We start from the raw sequence: 13,825 nt of genomic DNA on the forward strand, positions 1-13,825 counted from the left end.
GAAGCACCCCGCTCGCGGCGCACCATGTGACATGATGCCAGTCTGACATTGGCACGGTCATGGCGTAAGCCGGCGTGCTCTGGGCTCGAGGCATGGTGTTCTGGATCGTAATCGCAGTGATGACCGGCGCGGCCGCCCTGGCGCTGCTCTGGCCGCTCGCCCGGCGCGACGCCGCGCCCGACGGCCATGCCGGCGACATCGCCGTCTACAAGGACCAACTGGCCGAGGTCGAGCGAGACCGCGACCGCGGCCTGATCGGCGGCGCCGAGGCCGAGGCCGCCCGCATCGAGATCTCGCGCCGCCTGATCGCCGCGGATGCCGCGGGGCGGGGCGCGACGGCAGCGAGGCCGTCGCGGACGCGCCAGCGCGCCGCCGCGCTCGCCGTCCTCGTCGCGATCCCGGCCCTGGGGCTCGGCGTCTATGGCTTCGTCGGCTCGCCGAGCCTGCCGGACCAGCCGCTCGAGGCGCGTCTGGAGGCGTCGCCCGACACGCTGTCGCTCGACGAGCTCGTGGCGCGCGTCGAGGCCATGCTGGCCAAGAACCCGCAGGACGGCCGGGCCTGGGAAGTGCTGGCGCCGATCTATCTGCGCGCCGGCCGCGCCGACGATGCGGTGCAGGCCTATGGCAATGCCCTGCGCATCCTGGGCTCGACCGCCAGGCGCGAGAGCGATTATGGCGAGGCCGTCACGGTCGCCGCCAGCAATGTCGTCACCGCCGACGCCCGCAAGGCCTTCGAGCGCGCCGTCGCCCTGCAGCCCGACGACGCCAGGGCTGGCTATTATCTCGGGCTCGCCAAGGAGCAGGACGGCGACAAGCAGGGCGCCCTTGCCGACTGGACCGCGCTGCTCGCCCGCGCGCCCGCCGCCTCGCAGACGGCCGCCTTCCTGCGCCGCGAGATCGCCCGGGTCGGCGGCGCCCCGGCGCCGGACACGGCCGGGGGGCCGTCGGCGGAAGAGGTCGCGGCCGCCCAGCAGATGACGCCCGAGGATCGCGCCCGCATGGTCCGCGGCATGGTCGAGGGCCTGGCGGAGCGCCTGAAGTCCGGCGGCGGCAGCCTGGAGGATTGGAGCAAGCTGGTGCGCGCCTACAGCGTGCTCGGCGACAAGGACAAGGCCGCGACCGCCGTCGTGGACGGGCGCAAGGCGCTGTCGGCCTCTCCGGATGCGCTGAAGACGTTCAACGACCTGGTCAAGGGACTGGGGCTGGAGGGATGATGACTCGCAGGCAAAGGCGTCTCGTCCTGATCGGCTCGGCCATGGCGGTGCTGGCGGTGGCGGTCGGCCTCGTGCTGACCGCGCTGAGCAGCTCGATCGCCTTCTTCGCCTCGCCCACCGATATCGTGGAGAAGGCAATCCAGCCGGGCCAGCGCCTGCGCCTCGGCGGGCTGGTGGAAAAAGGCTCCGTGGTGCGCGATGATGCCACGTCCGTGGCCTTCACCGTCACCGACATGAACAAGACGGTTCGGGTGACCTATTCCGGCATCATCCCCGACCTGTTCCGCGAGGGGCAGGGCGTGGTGGCGGAGGGCGTGATCGACACCGGGGGCGTGTTCCACGCAGACACGCTCCTGGCCAAGCACGACGAGAAATACATGCCCAAGGAAGTGGCCGACGCCCTGAAGGCGCAGGGGCGCTGGGAGGAAGGCGCCAACTACGGGAAGAAGCCATGATCGCCGAGATCGGCCACTACGCTCTCGTCCTCGCCCTGGCCCTCGCCATCCTGCAGTCCGTCCTGCCGCTGTGGGGCGCGCGGACCGGGGACATGGCGCTGATGCGTCTCGGCACGTCAGCGGCGCTGGTCCAGTTCGGCCTGATCGGCCTGTCCTTCGCTGCCCTGGTCCATGCCCACGTCACGTCGGACTTCTCGCTGGTCAACGTGGTCGAGAACTCCCATTCCGACAAGCCGATGCTCTACAAGGTCACCGGCGTCTGGGGCAACCACGAGGGCTCGATGCTGCTCTGGGTGCTGATCCTGACGCTGTTCGGCGCGCTGGTCGCGGCTTTCGCCCGCACCCTGCCGGCGACGATGAAGGCGACCGCCCTGGCGGTGCAGGCCTGGGTGACGGCGGCCTTCCTGCTGTTCGTCCTGTGCACCTCCAACCCCTTCGCCCGCCTGGCACCGGCGCCGATGCAGGGCGCCGACCTCAACCCGGTGCTGCAGGACATCGGCCTCGCCATCCATCCGCCGCTGCTCTATCTCGGCTATGTCGGCTTCTCCATCGTCTTCGCCTTCGCCGCCGCCGCCCTGATCGAGGGACGCATCGACGCGGCCTGGGCGCGCTGGGTGCGGCCCTGGATCCTCACCGCCTGGATCTTCCTGACCCTCGGCATCGCCATGGGCTCCTACTGGGCCTATTACGAGCTCGGCTGGGGCGGCTTCTGGTTCTGGGATCCGGTGGAGAACGCCTCGCTCATGCCCTGGCTCGCCGGCACGGCGCTGCTCCATTCCGCCGTGGTCATGGAGAAGCGCGAGGCCCTCAAGGTTTGGACCGTGCTGCTGGCGATCCTGACCTTCTCGCTGTCGCTGCTCGGCACCTTCCTGGTGCGCTCGGGCGTGCTGACCTCGGTCCACGCCTTCGCCACCGATCCGACCCGCGGCGTCTTCATCCTCGCCATCCTGATCGCCTTCATCGGCGGCGGCCTGGCGCTGTTCGCCTGGCGCGCGCCGGCCCTGCGCCAGGGCGGCATCTTCGCGCCGGTCTCGCGGGAAGGGGCGCTGGTCCTCAACAACCTCCTGCTGACGGCGAGCTGCGCGGCGGTGTTCTTCGGCACGCTCTATCCGCTGGTGCTCGAAGCCTTGACCGGCGGCAAGATCTCGGTCGGGCCGCCCTTCTTCGACCTGACCTTCGGCCCGCTGATGCTCGGCCTGATGCTGTTCATGCCGTTCGGCCCGTTCCTGGCCTGGAAGCGCGGCGACCTGCGGGGTGTGACCCAGCGCCTCGGCCTTGCCTTCGCCATCGCCGTCCTGGTGACGGCGGCGACGCTCTGGGCCACCTATGGCGGTCCGGTGCTCGCCCCCTTCGGCATCGGCCTCGCCGCCTTCGTCATGATCGGCGCGCTGGTGGAGATCGCCGAGCGGGTCAGGCTGCTGCGCGGCCCGCTCGCCACGAGCCTCAGCCGCGCCGCCGGGCTGCCGCGCTCGGCCTATGGCACGGCCCTCGCCCATTGCGGCATGGGCATCACGCTGCTGGGCATTGCCGCGACCGCCTGGCATGCCGAGGCCGTGGTGGCGATGAAGCCGGGCGACGTCGCCACGTTCGGGCGCTATCAGGCGACCTATGTGGGCTCGGTGCCGCGCAAGGGCCCCAACTACGACGACATGGTCGCTCGTTTCGCCATCCGCCGGGGCGGCCTGGTGGTGAGCGAGGTCGAGGCCTCCAAGCGCTTCTATCCCGCGCGGCAGATGCCCACGACCGAGACCGGCATCGTGAGCTTCTGGTTCGACCAGGTCTATGTCGCCCTCGGCGACGCCCAGCCCGACGGCGCCGTTGCCGTCCGGCTCTACGACAAGCCGCTGGTGACGCTGATCTGGCTCGGCTGCGTGGTGATGGCGGCCGGCGGCACGCTCTCCCTGTCGGACCGGCGCCTGCGCGTCGGCGCGCCGCGGCCGGCCCGCAAGGCCCTCGGCCTGCAGCCGGCGGAATGATCATGGTGCTTCGCCGGACCTTTCGAGGGGGCCTGCGCCGTGCCGGCGGCCAGGGTCTCGCCGCCGTGCTGCTTGCCGCAGCGGTGCTCGCGTCTCCCGCCCTCGCGGTCCAGCCCGACGAGATGCTGAAGCAGCCCGCGCTCGAGGCGCGGGCGCGGGCGCTCTCGGCGGAGCTGCGCTGCATGGTCTGCCAGAACCAGTCGATCGACGATTCCGATGCTCCGCTCGCCAAGGACTTGCGCATCCTGGTGCGCGAGCGCCTCGTGGCCGGAGACAGCGATGCTCAGGTGAAGGATTTCCTGGTGCAGCGCTACGGCGACTTCATCCTGCTGAAGCCGCCGCTGGAATGGCGCACCGTGATCCTGTGGACCGCGCCCTTCGCGCTGCTGCTGGCCGGCCTCGCCGGCGCCCTCGTGGCGGCGCGCCGCCGCCAGGCCGCGCCGTCACCGCTCACCGACGAGGAGCAGCGCCGGCTCGACGAGATCGTCGGCCGGCCCTGACCGGCGCGATCGTACGCGCCCCGGAAACAAGCTTACGAAAGAGTAATCCGGCGTTCAAAGCGCCGTAATGTGGGGCGACCCATGATCCATTCCAACGACGCCGATGCGTCGCCCCTGTTCGCAAGGTCCTGCCCAGCAGGCAAGGAGTGAGCTTCGATGACCACTGAAACCCAATCCACGGTCAAGCCGGGATTTCTGGCGCGCCACCGCAGGACGCTGATGGCCGGTGTCTTCGGCCTCGGCGTTCTCGGCCTGGCGGCGAGCGACATCCTGGTGATGCAGCCTTCGACGCCGGCCTATGCCCAGTCGCAGTCCCAGCTCGTGCACGCCCAGCCCTTCAGCTTCGCCGACGTGGTGGAGAAGGTGCGCCCCGCCGTCGTCTCCGTGAAGGTCAAGACCGTCACGGCCGAGAACATGAGCGACACCGGTCCGAGCATCTCGCCGGATGATCCGATGTTCCGCTTCTTCAAGCAGTTCGGCTTCGGCCAGGGCGGCGAGGGCCTGACGCCCAACAGGCCCCGCAAGCAGTTCGGCATGGCCCAGGGCTCGGGCTTCTTCATCTCCTCCGACGGCTATATCGTCACCAACAACCACGTGGTGGACCACGCCACCGAGGTCGACGTCGTCACCGACGGCGGCAAGACCTACACCGCCAAGGTGATCGGCACCGACCCCAAGACCGACCTTGCCCTGCTCAAGGTCAAGGATGATGGCAACTTCCCCTATGTCGACCTGTCCGCGCAGGTGCCGCGGGTCGGCGACTGGGTGATCGCCGTCGGCAACCCCTTCGGCCTCGGCGGCACCGTGACCGCCGGCATCGTCTCGGCTCGCGGCCGCGACATCGGCTCTGGCCCCTATGACGACTTCATCCAGATCGATGCGCCGGTGAACCGGGGCAACTCGGGCGGCCCGACCTTCGACCTCAACGGCCGGGTGATCGGCGTCAACACCGCCATCTTCTCGCCCTCCGGCGGCAGCGTCGGCATCGGCTTCGCCATTCCGGCCGACACGGTGCAGCGCGTCGTCGCCGCCCTCAAGGCCGACGGCCAGGTGACGCGCGGCTGGATCGGCGTGCAGATCCAGCCGGTCACCGCCGACATCGCCGAGAGCATCGGCCTGAAGAAGGCCGAGGGCGCGATCGTCGCCGACGTCACCCGTGACGCTCCCGCGGCCAAGGCCGGCCTGAAGACGGGCGATGCCATCACCGCGGTCAACGGCCAGCCGGTCGCCGGCCCGCGCGAACTCGCCCGGGCGATCGCCGACATCAAGCCTGGCGTGGACGCCAACCTGACGGTGTGGCGCGACGGCAAGGAGACCTCGATCGCGGTGCAGACCGCCAAGCTGCCGGCGGACCGCCAGATGGCGAGCGCCGCCCAGGACGGCCGTGACCAGCCCGACGATGCGTCGGGCGCGGTGGCCGGCCTCGGCCTGCAGCTCGCGCCCGCCGCCAGCGTGCCGGGCTCCGGCGGCAAGGGTGTCGTCGTCACCGACGTCGATCCGTCCGGCGCGGCGGCCGATCGGCTCAGGGCCGGCGACGTGATCGTCGACGTCGGCGGCAAGCCGGTGCGCAGCGTTGCCGATGTCCGCGACGGCATCAAGGTCGCCAAGAGCGACGGCCGCAAGACGGTGCTGATGCGGGTCACCAACGGCGACAGCGTGCGCTTCGTCGCCGTGCCCGTCGCCAAGGGCTGACGTTTCGAACCCGGGCCGCCGGCGAGTAATCCCCAAGCCCACCCGGCGGTCCGTTGGTGAACGGCAGGCCTCCCCCGGCCTGCCGTTTTTTCAGGGTTCAGCTACAATGCCTGACATGCGGATTCTGATTGTCGAGGACGACCGCGAGGCGGCGTCCTACCTCCTCAAGGCCTTCACCGAGACCGGGCACGTCGCCGACCATGCGGCCGACGGCCTCGACGCCTATGCCATGGCCAAGGACGGGCCCTATGACGTCCTGGTCGTCGATCGCATGCTGCCCAAGCTCGACGGCCTGACGCTGATCGAGCGGCTGCGCGCCGAGTCCTTCGACACGCCCGTGCTGATCCTCTCCGCCCTCGGCGACGTCGACGACCGCGTCAAGGGCCTGCGGGCGGGCGGCGACGACTACCTGCCGAAGCCCTATTCCTTCGCCGAGCTGCTGGCGCGGGTCGAGGTCCTCGCCCGACGGCGGCCCGGCCGGACGGAGGAGACGGTCTACCGCGTCGGCGATCTCGAGCTCGACCGGCTCTCGCACGTGGTGCGGCGGGGCGGCGCCGAGATCGACGTGCAGCCGCGCGAGTTCCGCCTGCTCGAATATCTCATGAAGAACGCCGGGCAGGTGGTGACGCGGACCATGCTCCTGGAGAATGTCTGGGACTATCACTTCGATCCCGGCACCAACGTCATCGACGTGCACGTCTCGCGCCTGCGCTCCAAGGTCGACAAGGGCTTCGACAAGCCGTTGCTGCACACGGTGCGCGGCGCCGGGTACATGATTCGTGACGGCGCTCGGTAAGCTCGTCCGCACCACGGCCTTCAAGCTGATGGCCGTGTACCTCCTGGTGTTCACGCTCTTTGCCGCGGGCCTGCTCGGCTACTTCTTCTGGAACGCCGAACGCCTGCTCGGGGCCCAGATCAACAGCTCGATCGACAGCGAGATCGCCGCCCTCGCCGACGAGTACAACCAGGGCGGCATCGTGCGGCTGGTCTCGGCGATCGAGCGCCGCTCGCGCCAGCCCGGATCCCTGCTCTACCTCCTGATCACGCCGGAGAGCGATGCGCTCGCCGGCAACGTCTCCTCGCTTCCCGACGACGTCTTCGACAAGTCCGGCTGGAACGAGGTGCCGTACACCCGCTACAACGACGCCAGCGCGCAGAACCGCACCGCGCTGGTGCGCGTGTTCGCGCTGCAGGACGGCTACAAGCTGCTGGTCGGCCTGGACCTGGAGGAGCAGCATCGCGTGCGCGCCATCATGGCGACGGCTTCGCTGTGGTCGGCGGGCTTCATCGTCATCCTCGGCGTCGCCGGCGGCTGGTTCGTCACCCGGCGCGTGCTGCACCGGCTCGACGACATCAACGAGACCAGCCGCTCCATCGTCGAGGGCGACCTGTCGCGGCGCCTTGCCGTCGCCGGCACCAACGACGAGATCGACCGTCTCGCCACGACGACCAACACCATGCTCGACCGCATCCAGGAGCTGATGGTCGGCCTCAAGGAGGTCTCCGACAACATCGCCCACGATCTGAAGACGCCGCTGACGCGTCTGCGCAACCGCGCCGAGGAGGCGCTGCGCGCGTCGAAGACCGAGGAGGACTACCGCGAGGCGCTGGAGAAGACGATCGAGGAATCCGATCGGCTGATCGGCACGTTCAACGCGCTCCTGATGATCGCCCGCGCCGAAGCCGGACAGATCGAGACGGCGATGAGCGAGTTCGATGCCGCCGAGGTGGCGCACGGCGTCGCCGAGCTTTATGAACCGGTGGCGGAGGAACGCGGCGTCGTCCTCGTCGTCGAGGCGCCGGCGCGGATCATCGTGCGCGGGAACCGGGAGCTGATCGGACAGGCCGTGGCCAATCTCGTCGACAACGCCTTGAAGCACGGCACGACGGGCGAGAAGCCCGAAGTCCGCGTCAGCGCCGCGAGCGCCGGCGGCCTGGTGCGCATCGCCGTGGCCGACACCGGCGAAGGCATCGCCCCGCAGGATCGCGATCGCGTGCTGGAACGTTTCGTGCGCCTGGAGGCCAGCCGCTCGCGGCCCGGGTCGGGGCTGGGGCTGTCGCTGGCCGCGGCCGTCGCCAAGCTGCACGGCGGCGCGCTCAGGCTCGAGGACAATGCGCCGGGGCTGCGTGTCGTCCTGGAGCTGCCCGACCGGCCGGCCGCGACATGAGCCTGGAGCGGAGCCTCGCCGCGGCACCGCTGGCCGCGCGGACCAAGCAGGCCGCCGCCCGGCTCGGCGAGCTCGGCGGCCTCGCCGCCGCCCATCCGGCGGCCGAGGCGCTGCTCGTCGGCGTGGCGGCCGGCTCGCCCTATCTGTGGGAGCTGTGCCTGGCCGACCCGGCCCGGCTCGACCGCCTGCTCCGCGCCGATCCCGGCGAGGCCCTCGACGCCGCCCTGGCAGTGGCGCGCGCCGCCTGCGAGGAGGCCGGGACGCTCGACGATGCCATGCGGGCGCTGCGCCGCCTCAAGCAGGAGGCGGCCCTGCTGATCGGCCTCGCCGATCTCGGCGGGGTGTGGGGCATCGCCGAGGTGACCGGCGCCCTGACCCGCACCGCCGACGCCGCGACCTCGCTCGCCCTGCGCTGGCTGCTGGCCGAGGCGGTCCGCGCCGGCCGCTTCCTGCCGCCCGATCCGGCCGATCCCGAACGCGGCAGCGGCCTGGTGGTCCTGGCCATGGGCAAGCATGGCGCCGGCGAGCTCAACTATTCCTCCGACATCGACCTGATCGTGCTCTACGATCCGGATATCGCGCCGCTGCGCGAGGGGCTGGAGCCCAATCCGTTCTTCGTCCGGCTGACGCAGGGGCTGGTGCGTCTCCTGTCGGAGCGCACGGCGGACGGTTACGTCTTCCGGGTCGACCTCAGGCTCAGGCCCGACCCGGGGGCCACCGCGGTCGCCATCTCCTTCGCCGCGGCCTTCGGCTATTACGAGAGCGTCGGCCAGAACTGGGAGCGCGCCGCGCTGATCAAGGCGCGCCCCTGCGCCGGCGACAAGGCGGCCGGGGCCGAGTTCCTGCGCGGCATCGCTCCCTTCATCTGGCGCCGGCACCTCGACTATGCCGCCATCGCCGACGTGCACGCGATGAAGCGCCAGATCCATGTGCACAAGGGCCACGGCACCATCGCCGTGGCCGGCCACGACCTCAAGCTCGGGCGCGGCGGCATCCGCGAGATCGAGTTCTTCGTGCAGACCCAGCAGCTCATCGCCGGCGGGCGCAATCCGCAGCTGCGCGGGCGCGAGACCGTGGCCATGCTGGCGGCGCTGTGCGAGGCCGGCTGGATCACGGCCCAGGCGCGCGACGACCTCACCGAGGCCTATGCCTTCCTGCGCGGGCTCGAGCACCGCCTGCAGATGGTGGCCGACGAGCAGACCCATGCCGTGCCGGCCGACCCCGAGCGGCTGGAGCGCTTCGTGCGCTTTGCCGGCTATCGCAGCCGCAGCGCCTTCGCCGCCGCCCTGGTCCGGCGCCTGGAGACGGTGCAGCACCATTACGGCCGGCTGTTCGAGGCCGCGCCGGAGCTCGCCGGCAGCGCCGGCAGCCTGGTGTTCACCGGAAAGGACGACGACCCGGAGACGCTGAAGACGCTGGCCGGGCTCGGCTTCTCCGCCCCGGCGGGGGTGGCCGAGACCATCCGCGGCTGGCATTTCGGCCGCTACCCCGCCATGCGCTCGGCCCGCGCCCGCGAGGACCTGACCGAGCTGACGCCGGCGCTGCTCGAAGCCCTGGCGCGCGACCGCCGGCCGGACGAGGCGCTGCTGGCCTTCGACGGCCTGCTCTCGCGCATGCCCTCGGGCTACCAGCTGTTCTCGATCCTGCGCAACAACACCCGCCTGCTCGACACGCTGGCGCGCATCCTGGCGGTGGCGCCGCGCCTGGCGGAGATCGTCGCCGCCCGGCCGCATGTCCTCGACGGCCTGCTCGATCCCGCCGGGGCCGGCGAGGGCACGGACGAGCCGGCCCTGGAGGAGCGCGCCCACGCCGCGCTCGCCGTCGCCGACGGCTATGAGGACAGGCTCGACCTCGCCCGCGTCTTCGCCCGCGAGCGCCTGTTCGTCATCGGTGCGCGCCTCCTGTTCGGCGACCTGAAGCCGTTGCAGGCCGCGGCCGAGATCTCGGCGCTGGCGGCGGTGATGGTGCGCGTGCTGGTCGCTCTCGTCCGCGCCGAGCTCGCCGCCGCCCATGGCGAGCTGCCCGGCGGCGCCGTCTGCGTCCTCGCCATGGGCAAGCTCGGCGGCCGGGAGCTGACGGCGACCTCTGACCTCGACCTCATCGTGGTCTACGACCATGCCCCGGGCGCGGTGGAGAGCACCGGGCCGCGCCCGCTCGCGCCGAGCGTCTGGTTCGCGCGGCTGACCCAGCGCCTGATCGCGGCCCTGTCGGCGCCGACCGCGCAGGGGGCGCTGTTCTCGGTCGACATGCGCCTGCGCCCCTCGGGACGCAAGGGACCCGTCGCGCTGCATGTCGACGCCTTCGGCGACTATCAGCGGACCGAGGCCTGGACCTGGGAGCATATGGCCCTGACCCGGGCGCGCGCCGTGGCCGGCGACCCGGCGCTCCAGGCCCGCGTCGGCGCTCTGATCGCCGAGGTGCTGACCACGCCGCGGGACGCGGCCAAGACCCTGCGCGACATCGGCGAGATGCGCCGCCTCCTCGCCGAAGAGAAGGGCGAGCAGGACCGCTGGGATCTGAAGCAGGCGGCCGGCGGGCAGGTCGACGTCGAATTCGTCGCCCAGGCGCTGCAGCTCGTCCATGCCCCGCGCCATAGCGCCATGCTGGCGACCAACACCGGCGCGGCGCTCGACCGGGCGGCGGCGGCCGGCGTCCTCGCCGCCGGCGACCACGAGGTGCTCGCCGGCGCCTGGCGCCTCTATGGCGGCCTCACCCAGATCGTGCGGGTCTGCATCGGCGCCGACATCGACCTGTCGGAGGCGCCGGACGCGCTGAAGTCCCTGCTGGCGGAGTCCTGCGGCGAGCCCGACTTCAAGGTGCTCGCTGCCGCGATCGCCGAGCGCCAGAAGGCTGTGCGGGCGATCTTCCGTTCGATCGTCGGCTGAGCGCCGCGGAGGTCACGGCCGGGCCGAACCTGCTCGTGCCGCCTGCCTCGGCAGCGCGCGGCTACGGCGCCGCTGCGGTGCCGGCGCCGCAGGCCGCGTCCGCCGCGAGACCTGGACACGGCAGGGGGGCGAGAGGCGCCTCTGGCCGCACGACCAGACGCAATGGCGCCCGGCTCGCAAGCAGCGCGGCGACGCCCGCCTGGACATCGGCCAGCGTCAGCTGCTCGTAGTCGCCGGCATAGGTCCGGATCAGGTCGAGGAGCCGGGGCTCGGCCGCGGCGCCGTCGAGCATGCCCAGCCAGTAGGTGTTGGATTGCAGATCCTGCTTGATGCGCTCGATCCGCGGAGCCTTGACGCGTGTCAGCTCGTCCGGCGTCACGCCCTTGCCGGCCAGGTCCGCCGTGATCCTTTCGACATTGGCAAAGAAGCTGTCGATCTTGGCAGGCGGCGTCTCGACATAGCTGTAGGCGTAGCCGTAGCCGGGAAAGACGGTCGACGGCTCGACCGAGCTCTGGACAGAATATGTCGCGCCTTCGCTGATGCGGATCTGGTCGAGCAGGCGGTTCTGCAGGATGTCGCCGGCCAGGACCATGGCGCGGGCCAGCTTCGTCTCGTTGAAGAGATCGACGGTCGGCCAGGAGACCAGGGCAATGGCCTGATCCGTCCGGCCCTTGTGCGTCAGGACGATCGGCTCCGCCGGAAGCTTTGGAAAGCGCATGGTGAGATCGGCGGCCGGAGGCGCCGCCACATCCCGCTTCTCCAAGGTGCCGAAGGTCTGCGCGACCAGCCGGATCGCATCGTCCGCCTTGACGTCGCCGACGATCGCAACGTCGAGCGGCCCGGCGGCGAGGGCCGGCATCATGAGCTTCTTCAGGTCGTCCGGCCCGGTCCTTTCGATGTCCTCGCGGGTCGGGAAGCCCCAGCGTGGATCGCCCGAATGGATCAGCGCCGGAAAATCGCGGTTCAGCACGTTCTGGGGCGTCTCGTCGAGCTGCGGCAGATAGGCGAGATAGGCCGCCTTGGTCTGAGAAAACGCCGCGGGCCGCAGACCCGGCCGGCTGGCATAGGCTGCGAGGATCTGGAGCTGCGCCTGAAGATCGGCCGGTCGCGTGGTGACGCTCAGCCTGAAGGCGGAGTCCTCGACGCCGAACTCGGGCGAGCCGACGACGCCGGTCAGCGCCTTCTGCATGTCCTCGTAGCTGATCGCCTCGAGGCCGCCGGCGATGAAGCCGTTGGCCGCCCAGGCGGCCGAGACCTGATCGCGCGGGAGGCCCAGGCGCCCCTTGCCGAGCTGGACGCTGATCAGGACCTGGTCGGCGGTGAACTGCGTCGGCTTGACGACGAGGCGGACATTGTTGGCATAGCGGGCGGTGACCAGGCCGAGATCGGCGATGTCCTTGCGCTCGAGCAGCGTGCCGGCCGGGCCGAACGAGGCATAGGGCCAGACGACCGTGCTCGCAGCCTGCGGTGCGGCGACCGGTGCGGCCATCGCCGCCTCGACCTCGGTGCGGAGCGCCGCCTGGATGCCGTCCGGCAGCCTGGGCAGGATCAATTGGACCAGCGGCCCGGCGCCGCCGAAGGCAGCGCGGAGGGCGGCATTGACCTCCTCGGCCTTCAGGCCCTTGGTGATCCGGTCGTAGACGGCGAGATCGTTCGCAGGCGTCGTGAAGGTCGTGTCGTCATTGACGGCGTCCAGCAGGGATGAGGCCAGCGCGACGCTCAGCCGGGTCGAGGCGCCGGCCGCGAGGTTCTCGAAGCCAGCGCGAACTTCGGCGATCTCGCGGTCGAGCTCGGCCTGCTGGACGCCGAACTCGGCGAGGCGCCGCTGCTCCAGGACGAGGGCGCGGACGGCCCGACGCCAATCGTCGACGCTGGAATCGGCGCTGAGGACCGTCACGTCGGCAGACTTGATCAGGCTCTGCGAGCCGCTCGCAGCTCTCAGGAAAGGCGGATCGGCCGTCCGGGAAAGATCGGCGAGGCGGCGGTTGAGCACGACCATCCCGACGGTGGGCAGAAGATGGCGCCGCTGCTTGGCGTAGCTGTCCGGGGCAGCGTCATAGGGCTGCACGAAGCCGATCTGGATCTTGGCGCCGGAGCCGGGGACCTCGACGGCGCGAACGGTGAGGCCGCGCGGCCTCACCGCGCCGAGATCGGGCTCCGGCGGGGCGGCTGTTGCTCGCCAGTCGCCGAAACGAGCCTTGATCTTGCCTTCGATCGTCGCCGGATCGATGTCGCCGACCACGATCAGCATGGCGTTGTCGGGGCGGTAATGGCTGCGATAATAATCGGCGACGAGGTCGACCGGGGCGTTGCGGATGATGTCGACCTTGCCGATCGGGCGGCGCTGCGTCGCGCGCTGGCCCTCGAGCAACAGATCGATGAAGCTGTTGGTGGCGCGATTGTCGGGAGTGTCGCGCATCCTCTCCTCGGCGAGGATGACACCCCGCTCGGTGTCGAAGGCCTTTGCGTCGAGGGTCAGTTCGCTGGCCGTTTCGCGCATCAGCATCAGGCCGGTATCGACGGTATCCCCATCCGTCTCCGGCAGGTCGAGCTTGTAGACCGTCTGGCCGTAATCCGTCGCGGCATTGGTGTCCGCCCCGAACGCCAGGCCCTTGCGCTGCAGGATTCGCACCATTTCGCCTGCCGGCACGTGGGTCGAGCCCTTGAACGCCATATGCTCGAGGAAATGGGCGAGGCCCTGCTGGTCGTCGCGTTCCTGGAGCGAGCCCGCGCCGATGCGCAGGCGCAGCACCGCCTGCCCCGCCGGCGTGGCATTCTTCATGATGGCGTAGCGCATGCCGTTGGGCAGCCGGCCGAAGAGCACGGCGGGATCGGCCACGAGCTCGGCAACCGCGGTTTCACGGACCGTCGAGTCTTCCGCCCGGCTCGGAAGAAGCGGCGCCCAGAACGCCATCCCCAACGCAAGGCCGGCCAC

9 protein-coding genes are annotated in these 13,825 nt (G+C 70.8%); 8 read left to right on the forward strand and 1 reads right to left on the reverse strand.

The genetic code is table 11. The annotated features are described in order from the left end of the window. Positions 1-92 precede the first annotated feature (92 nt). The 8 genes from ccmI to QO011_RS13730 all read left to right on the forward strand — a co-directional run bounded on the left by ccmI (position 93) and on the right by QO011_RS13730 (position 10,890). A complete protein-coding gene (gene ccmI, locus QO011_RS13695; RefSeq protein ID WP_307272719.1) occupies positions 93-1,214 on the forward strand; it encodes a c-type cytochrome biogenesis protein CcmI in 1,122 nt (373 codons plus the stop codon). After that, positions 1,214-1,669, forward strand: coding sequence for a cytochrome c maturation protein CcmE (gene ccmE / locus QO011_RS13700; protein WP_307272721.1), 456 nt, complete (start codon positions 1,214-1,216; stop codon positions 1,667-1,669). The genes ccmI and ccmE overlap by 1 nt, the downstream gene beginning before the upstream one ends. Next, positions 1,666-3,645: a heme lyase CcmF/NrfE family subunit gene (locus QO011_RS13705; RefSeq protein WP_307272724.1), complete on the forward strand. Its 1,980-nt coding sequence runs from the start codon at positions 1,666-1,668 to the stop codon at positions 3,643-3,645. The genes ccmE and QO011_RS13705 overlap by 4 nt, the downstream gene beginning before the upstream one ends. A gap of 2 nt (positions 3,646-3,647) precedes the next feature. Beyond that, entirely contained in the window at positions 3,648-4,145 is a 498-nt protein-coding gene (locus tag QO011_RS13710; protein ID WP_307272726.1) for a cytochrome c-type biogenesis protein, read from the forward strand. Positions 4,146-4,301: 156 nt separating this feature from the next. Beyond that, the gene (locus tag QO011_RS13715) at positions 4,302-5,837 is read left to right on the forward strand and encodes a Do family serine endopeptidase (RefSeq protein ID WP_307272728.1); all 1,536 of its coding nucleotides are present in this window, start codon (positions 4,302-4,304) and stop codon (positions 5,835-5,837) included. A 115-nt stretch (positions 5,838-5,952) separates the two neighbouring features. Then, a complete protein-coding gene (locus QO011_RS13720; RefSeq protein WP_307272729.1) occupies positions 5,953-6,633 on the forward strand; it encodes a response regulator transcription factor in 681 nt (226 codons plus the stop codon). Then, complete coding sequence (locus tag QO011_RS13725; RefSeq protein ID WP_307272730.1) at positions 6,617-8,005, forward strand: ATP-binding protein; 1,389 nt, start codon at positions 6,617-6,619, stop codon at positions 8,003-8,005. The genes QO011_RS13720 and QO011_RS13725 overlap by 17 nt, the downstream gene beginning before the upstream one ends. Further along, positions 8,002-10,890, forward strand: a complete 2,889-nt coding sequence (locus QO011_RS13730; RefSeq protein ID WP_307272732.1) for a bifunctional [glutamine synthetase] adenylyltransferase/[glutamine synthetase]-adenylyl-L-tyrosine phosphorylase — start codon at positions 8,002-8,004, stop codon at positions 10,888-10,890. Before QO011_RS13725 ends, QO011_RS13730 begins: the two co-directional genes overlap by 4 nt. Positions 10,891-10,951: 61 nt before the next feature. Here the strand turns inward: QO011_RS13730 and QO011_RS13735 are convergent, their stop codons facing one another. After that, the gene (locus tag QO011_RS13735; protein WP_307272735.1) at positions 10,952-13,729 is read right to left on the reverse strand and encodes a M16 family metallopeptidase; all 2,778 of its coding nucleotides are present in this window, start codon (positions 13,727-13,729) and stop codon (positions 10,952-10,954) included. Positions 13,730-13,825 lie beyond the last annotated feature (96 nt).

Source organism: Labrys wisconsinensis (assembly GCF_030814995.1).
In the GTDB taxonomy this organism is placed as follows: domain Bacteria; phylum Pseudomonadota; class Alphaproteobacteria; order Rhizobiales; family Labraceae; genus Labrys; species Labrys wisconsinensis.

Excerpts from the sequence above, each read along its gene's own strand:
- QO011_RS13720 (WP_307272729.1), top strand. The coding sequence starts at position 5,953 with ATGCGGATTCTGATTGTCGAGGACGACCGCGAGGCGGCGTCCTACCTC.
- QO011_RS13705 (WP_307272724.1), top strand. The coding sequence starts at position 1,666 with ATGATCGCCGAGATCGGCCACTACGCTCTCGTCCTCGCCCTGGCCCTC.
- QO011_RS13715 (WP_307272728.1), top strand. The coding sequence starts at position 4,302 with ATGACCACTGAAACCCAATCCACGGTCAAGCCGGGATTTCTGGCGCGC.
- QO011_RS13730 (WP_307272732.1), top strand. The coding sequence starts at position 8,002 with ATGAGCCTGGAGCGGAGCCTCGCCGCGGCACCGCTGGCCGCGCGGACC.
- QO011_RS13710 (WP_307272726.1), top strand. The coding sequence starts at position 3,648 with ATGGTGCTTCGCCGGACCTTTCGAGGGGGCCTGCGCCGTGCCGGCGGC.
- ccmI (WP_307272719.1), top strand. The coding sequence starts at position 93 with ATGGTGTTCTGGATCGTAATCGCAGTGATGACCGGCGCGGCCGCCCTG.
- ccmE (WP_307272721.1), top strand. The coding sequence starts at position 1,214 with ATGACTCGCAGGCAAAGGCGTCTCGTCCTGATCGGCTCGGCCATGGCG.